Here is a 6539-nt window from a genome sequence, read left to right on the forward strand (position 1 = left end):
AGAGGTAGTTAAAATTAAAGTTGCAGGTAGACAAATAGAATGGGGGAAATTAGATGTAATAAAATGTTCTAATGCTTACACAGGAGCAGTCAAGGAAACAAATCCATTTTTACCTGAGGATTTACCTGATAAATTTGAAGAATGGAGCAAATATTATGTAGATGCTAACCCACATAAAAACGAATTTGTTAAATGGTATGGAGGAATAGGTGGACATAATCCGGGACTTGAAGGAGGACGTGGTTGTTTAAGGGCATGTATGATACATTTAGAACAAGAGGGAAAATTAAAAAACAAATTTGAAGAACCATTTAGAAAAAGAAAACCATGGGAACTTAAATAATTTAATTATTCTAAAATGATAAACTAAAAGGAGGAAAGAGAAATGATAACAAGTGAAGAAGTAAAAGAAGTAGGAAAGAGGTGTGGAGCAGACCTTGTAGGGATTGGGTCAATGGATAGGTTTGAAGGAGCCCCTAAACAGATGGACCCTCGATATATAATGCCTGAGGCAAAATCAATTATTGGGATTGGTTTTCGTATTCATAGAGGGTTATTTCGTGGTATTGAAGAAGGGACCTTTTTTGCGGCATATACTGCAATGGGATATGCGACTATTAATGATGGATATGCGCCAAAAGTACTCAGAGAAGTAGGAAATTTTATTGAAGATAATGGTTATGAGACGATGCTCTATCAGAATACAGTGTTCGGTTAGGTATTGGTGTAGGAGAACCTGTAGCACCTGATAAACCACAACCTGATGTTTTTATTCACTTTCGTATAGCAGCATTTATCTGTGGAATGGGAGAGATTGGTTATAGTAAAATATTTCTTACACCAGAGTTTGGACCAAGACAGAGATTTGCATTTATTATTACAGATGCACCACTCCAACCAGACCCAATATATGAAGAGCCAAAGATATGTGATAGATGTATGTTATGTGTAAAAGAATGTCCTTCAGGTGCTATTAGTAGAAAAGAAACAGTAGAAGTAAAAGTTGCAGAAAAAACACTTGAATGGGGAAGTTTAGATGAACTCAAATGTGCTGCATGCTATCAGGCAGGTACACCTGAATATAGTCCATTTATGCCTGAAAAAGTAGCCAAAACATTAGAAGGAATTTTCAAATATCAATCTGGTTCGGAGTCAAAAGGAATGACTGATTATACTGGAGATGTATGGGCATATCTCAGGGAAGAATTTCCATACATTCGTAATGCATGGGAAAGTTATCATCACCCTGCTAATATATGTGGAGCAAAAGGGTGTATTCGTGCTTGTATGATACATTTAGAACAAGAGGGAAAATTAAAAAACAAATTTAAACAGGAGTTCAGGAAACATCAACCATGGGTAATAAAACGGAAATAAAATTTTCAGTTGGGTATCAATTAAGAGAAGATAAACTTTTTAAAGATATTGTTGAGAGATATAAAGAAAAAATTGAAGAAGTTTATTTTTCTTGGTTAAATTTGCCAAGTGGTAGAGGTCCCATTGCAGAAAAAGTCGGTTATATAAATTGGGAAGGACAAAAACAACTTGAATATGAACTAAATTGTATTAAAAAAATGGGAATAAAATTAGGACTTCTTTTAAATGCTTCATGTTATGGTGGATTTAATCTTTCTGTTTCACTTGCAAATACAGTTGTATCAACAATAGAGTATCTTCAAGAGAATATTGGGATAGATATAGTTACAGTTTTTTCCCCTGTTGTTGCCTATATTATTAAAAAAAATTTTCCAGGGATAAAAATAAGAGGTTCAGTTAATTTAAGAATTGGGACAGTTGAGGGAATGGAATATGTATCTGACTTATTTGATAGTTTTGTTATGCAAAGGGAATATAATAGGGATTTTGAAACAATAGAAGAACTTAACCAGTGGTGTAATAAAAATGGGAAGACATTATGTATTCTTGTAAATAGTGGGTGTATGAATTTTTGTGCAGTTCAGTTGTTTCATGACAATACCATATCTCATGAAATAGATGTTTATACAAGAGGCAATATAACAGAAGAAATTCCAGGTAATTGCTGGTCATATTATAAAAAGAGAGAAAATTGGAGAAAATTATTGCAAAACTCATCATGGATAAGGCCAGAGGATATTCATAACTATAAAGAAAAATTTTCTCATTTCAAATTAGCAACAAGAATAAATCAGGAGCCAGAAAAAATTATAAAAGCATACTGTAATGAAAAATTTGATGGGAATTTACTTGACCTTTTTGAGCCATCACACACCAAACTTTTGTTTCCTTATATTATTGAAAATACAAAATTCCCGGAAGATTGGTTTCAGAAAATAAGTAGTTGTAAAAGAAACTGTGATAAATGTTCTTATTGTAAAAATATATTAGAAAATATTCTTGTAAAATTTTAAAAAGGAGAAAAAATGGATGAGAAAAAAAAGTTGACAGAAGAAGTAAAGAGATATGCAAAGAGTTTAGGAGTTGATATGGTTGGAATTGCACCTGTTGAAAGATTTAAAAATGCCCCTTTGAGGATGAGTCCAAAAGGGCTTTTACCTGAAAGTAAAAGTGTAATTGTTTTAGGTATTCATCATCTTGATTGTGCAGTTGAATTAGGTGGTTATCCAACACCACACGATATAGGACCTTATGGCACACAGAGTTCTGTTATGAATCCAATGCTTGATGATTTTGCCTTTAAGGTAGCAAGATTTCTTGAAGATAAGGGATATAAAACACTTCCTATACCTGTAACTAATATATGGAGATACAACCCATATAAGGATTTAGATGTCTCATTTGCTCCTGACCTTGCTCACAGATATGCAGCAGTTGCAGCAGGACTTGGTGAAATTGGCTGGAGTGGTCTTTTTTTATCATCTGAATTTGGTCCAAGACAAAGAATAATATCAATTATAACAGAAGTAGAACTCATACCAGACCCAATGTATGAAGGTGAAAAATTATGTGATAAATGTATGGAATGTGTGAAACATTGTCCAACAGATGCATTTAGAAAAGAAGTCAAAAAAATAAATAAAATAGAAATTGGGAATAAAATTTTTGAATTTCCTGATACAAATAAGTGGAGATGTGCATGGGCTGAAAATTTTGCTCTAAACCTGTCTCTCCCCATACCTGATAAAGTTGATGAAAAAGTAATATTGGAAAATTTAGAAAAATATGGAAGAAGAGGAGGAGAAGAAGGTTGTTGCCTTAAATATTGTATGGTAAAGGAAAAAAGATATTATCAATTGAACTATACAGATGCACCAAGAAGAAAAAAAGAAATTACAAAAAAAGCAGATGTAATAAAAGAAGAAATTTTAAAAATGGTACAGGATGAATTTGTTGATGTTATTGCTATTGCAACTGTAGAAAAATTTGAAGATTCGCATTTTTTCCATCCTGAATTTCATCTTCCTGATGCACAGACAGTTATTTCAATAGGAATAAAAATTGAAAATGAAACATTAGAAATAAGTTCTGCTGTTAGAAGAACAATTGATTTTCTTTCATATAAAATATCTCATCTTCTTGATGTTTCTGGTTATTCATCAATTACATCTGGGAATGTTCCCCATCTAACAATTGGGCAAAAATTGACTGGAAAACTTAAAAATTACTATTTTTCAACAATTTTAACTTCTGCAAAAATTTCAGAATTCAACTGGGAAAAAAGAACAAATAAAAAGAAATTAAAAAAAGAAGATATAAAAAATTTTTGTTTGGAGCAGAAAGTTGATATTGTTAGATTTTTTACAACATCTCGGTATGAAAATTTTATGAAAAAGATTGAAAGTTATTTCTCTGATATCTACTATGAAATAGAAGATAAAGGAGGTATTCAAAGTGCATTTGTTCCTGAAATAAAAGAGAAGAAAATAGAGATAAAAAAAGTTAGTGATTACCTTGAGGAAGGTAAGTCAGTTATAGCAATAGGACTGCATTTCCCAGATGCGTGTTTAGATACCGCAAAAATAACACCAGCAGAAACGGTTGGCCCTTATGCTTATGCTCAATATGAAACAATTTTTCTTTTGAGGGATATAGGATTGAATGTTGTTAAATTTCTACAAAACAATGGATATAAAGCAACTTTAAAAGAAAGTATAACTGGTTTTTATTCTTTTGTGAAAAATTCAAGAGGGTATTTACCTGATATGAGAACGGGAAATATTGAGGCGTTTCTTTCAGGTGCTGGATATATTGGAGAAAATGGAGTAATAATTACAGAAAAATTTGGACAGAGACAGAGATTTATTTTTATTATTACAGATGCCGACTTTGAAAATGACCCTCTTTATAACGGAGAAAATTTCTGTAAAAAATGTTCCCATCCCTGTATTACTTCTTGTCCTACAAAAGCAATAAAAAAGGGAAATACAATATTAAAATTTGAAGGGAGGGAATTTAAATTGCCTGATTTAGACATTTACAGATGCGATTGGGCAAAAAGGTATGGATTAAGTGGAAAAGAAGGTCCTTCTTTTTATGGAATTGAACCAAATGTTTCAATACCTACAAAAATTACACCAGAAAAAATTGCAGAATGTCTGATAAATACAAAATGGGGAGTCCAGAAATTACATATAAATATATGTGAAGAATGTATAAGAAATTGTTCATATAAAGGAGAAAAAAATGGTAAATAAAAAAGAATTGAAAGAATATGCAGTAGAAGTAAAAGCAGATTTAATTGGAATTACAAGTATGGATAGATTTAAAGGTATAGATAAACAACATCATCCTCTTTCTATATTTCCAGAAGGTAAAAGTGTAATTATAGTTGGAAAAAGAATTACAAGAGGTGCAATCAGAGGAATTGAAGAAGGGACACAGTTTTCAATCTATTCACAATATGGTTGTAGTTGGCTTAATGATAGGTTTCTTGCTCTTACAACTTTTAAAATTTCAGAGTTTCTTGAAGACAATGGATATGAAGCAATTCCAATTGTTAATTTACCTTCAGAAATTTCTCCAATGGGAATACCCGTTAAAAAAGGTAAGCCATCTCCTAATGTTTTAATTGATATTGAAGATGCAGCAATAAGAGGTGGACTTGGAGAAATTGGATATTGTGGAATATTTTTAACAGAAGAATTTGGCCCAAGACAAAGGTTTCAAGTAATAATTACTGACCTTGAAATAGAACCAGACCCAATAAAAAAAGAAAATGTTTGTGACCTGTGCAAAGAATGTATGAAAATATGTCCATTAAGAGCAATTGAAAATGAAGAAAAAGAAATTGAGATATGTGGAAAAAAAATGATAGTAGCAGATATAAATTATGAAATCTGTAAAATATGTAAAAATGGTGTTTTTCCGAATATGTATTATGAAAATGCAAAACCAGATAGAATTGCTGCTTTATGTTCAAGAACATGTTTAGTTCATTTAGAAAAAACAAAAAGAATAAAAAATTTATTTAATGAAAATTTTAGAAATAGGACTACATGGAAAATTGATAAGACAGGTGAAATTATGCTTGATGAAGGGAGGGATATAGAATGAAAAAATTAACAAAAGAGACAATAAGAGAAATGGGATATAAATTAGGGCTGGATCTGGTTGGATTTGCAAATATTGAAAGATTTAAAGATGCTCCAGAAAATATGCATCCCAAAGGTATTTTCCCAGAAGCAAAAACTGTCATAGTTGTTGGAAATAGAAACTTAAGAGGAGCATGGCGCGGAATAGAAGAAGGAACAAACTGGGTATCTTATACTTATTTTGATTATTCTGGTCTGGCAAATACTTTTTTTATTCAGGAACCACTTTATCAACTTGCATGTTTTATTGAGGACTCTGGATATGAAGCAGTTCCTTACTATTCTGGAGTTCCAGAAGCACAATCGCCTTCTTTAAAACCACTAAGAGAGAATCAACCATCTCCTGATGTTCATTTAGCAATAAGAATTGCAGGAATTTGTGCAGGACTTGGAGAAATTGGATGGAGTAAGGTATTTCTGACAAAAAAATATGGTCCAAGACAAAGATTGCATGCAATAATTACTGACCTTGAAGTTGAACCAGACCCTCTTGTAAAACCGTTAACTATATGTAAAAGATGCATGAAATGTGTATCTGACTGTCCTTCTCATGCAATACCACATATAAAGGAAAATAAGAAAATAAGTATAAACATAGAGAATTATACTTATGAATGGGCAGATATAGACATGGGAAAATGCACTTTGAGTTATCATGGTGGTGATTCAAGAGTTTCTCCTTTTATTCATAAGGACTTTCCTGGTTGGCATATTGACGCAAGAAAACAACAATTTTCAGAAGAATGTGCATATAAGTTTTGTTGGACATTATCAACAGGAAGATGGAGAAAAACAAAAGAATTCCCATCTGGTTATATAATTGAAGGACATGGATATTTACAGAAATGGGGAGTAGGTGGAAGTTATGGTATTTGTGGTTCAAGAAGTTGTATGAGAAGTTGTTTTAATTATCTTGAAGAGAAAAATTTTATAGAACAGAAATTTCATAATGGTTCATTTATAAAGAGAAAAAGATGGCTTCTTCCTTATTCAGTTAAAAAATAATTT

7 protein-coding genes are annotated in these 6539 nt (G+C 31.7%); all 7 read left to right on the plus strand.

The window, feature by feature from the left end; all coding sequences use genetic code 11:
* On the plus strand, positions 1-343 hold a 343-nt coding region (locus PLW95_04455), incomplete at its 5' end, for a hypothetical protein (protein HOV21914.1).
* Positions 344-385: 42 nt separating this feature from the next.
* Positions 386-718 (plus strand): hypothetical protein, encoded by a 333-nt coding sequence (locus PLW95_04460; GenBank protein HOV21915.1) that lies wholly within the window; start codon positions 386-388, stop codon positions 716-718.
* Positions 719-804: 86 nt separating this feature from the next.
* The gene (locus tag PLW95_04465) at positions 805-1377 is read left to right on the plus strand and encodes a 4Fe-4S binding protein (protein ID HOV21916.1); all 573 of its coding nucleotides are present in this window, start codon (positions 805-807) and stop codon (positions 1375-1377) included.
* Positions 1356-2390, plus strand: coding sequence for a U32 family peptidase (locus PLW95_04470; GenBank protein HOV21917.1), 1035 nt, complete (start codon positions 1356-1358; stop codon positions 2388-2390). Before PLW95_04465 ends, PLW95_04470 begins: the two co-directional genes overlap by 22 nt.
* A gap of 12 nt (positions 2391-2402) precedes the next feature.
* Positions 2403-4634: a hypothetical protein gene (locus PLW95_04475; protein HOV21918.1), complete on the plus strand. Its 2232-nt coding sequence runs from the start codon at positions 2403-2405 to the stop codon at positions 4632-4634.
* Entirely contained in the window at positions 4624-5493 is an 870-nt protein-coding gene (locus PLW95_04480) for a hypothetical protein (protein ID HOV21919.1), read from the plus strand. Before PLW95_04475 ends, PLW95_04480 begins: the two co-directional genes overlap by 11 nt.
* Entirely contained in the window at positions 5490-6536 is a 1047-nt protein-coding gene (locus tag PLW95_04485) for a hypothetical protein (protein HOV21920.1), read from the plus strand. The genes PLW95_04480 and PLW95_04485 overlap by 4 nt, the downstream gene beginning before the upstream one ends.
* Positions 6537-6539: the final 3 nt, after the last annotated feature.

The sequence above is a fragment of the bacterium genome (assembly GCA_035370465.1).
GTDB lineage: Bacteria > Ratteibacteria > UBA8468 > B48-G9 > JAFGKM01 > JAGGVW01.

Excerpts from the sequence above, each read along its gene's own strand:
- PLW95_04465 (HOV21916.1), top strand. The coding sequence starts at position 805 with ATGGGAGAGATTGGTTATAGTAAAATATTTCTTACACCAGAGTTTGGA.
- PLW95_04470 (HOV21917.1), top strand. The coding sequence starts at position 1,356 with ATGGGTAATAAAACGGAAATAAAATTTTCAGTTGGGTATCAATTAAGA.
- PLW95_04475 (HOV21918.1), top strand. The coding sequence starts at position 2,403 with ATGGATGAGAAAAAAAAGTTGACAGAAGAAGTAAAGAGATATGCAAAG.
- PLW95_04480 (HOV21919.1), top strand. The coding sequence starts at position 4,624 with ATGGTAAATAAAAAAGAATTGAAAGAATATGCAGTAGAAGTAAAAGCA.
- PLW95_04460 (HOV21915.1), top strand. The coding sequence starts at position 386 with ATGATAACAAGTGAAGAAGTAAAAGAAGTAGGAAAGAGGTGTGGAGCA.
- PLW95_04485 (HOV21920.1), top strand. The coding sequence starts at position 5,490 with ATGAAAAAATTAACAAAAGAGACAATAAGAGAAATGGGATATAAATTA.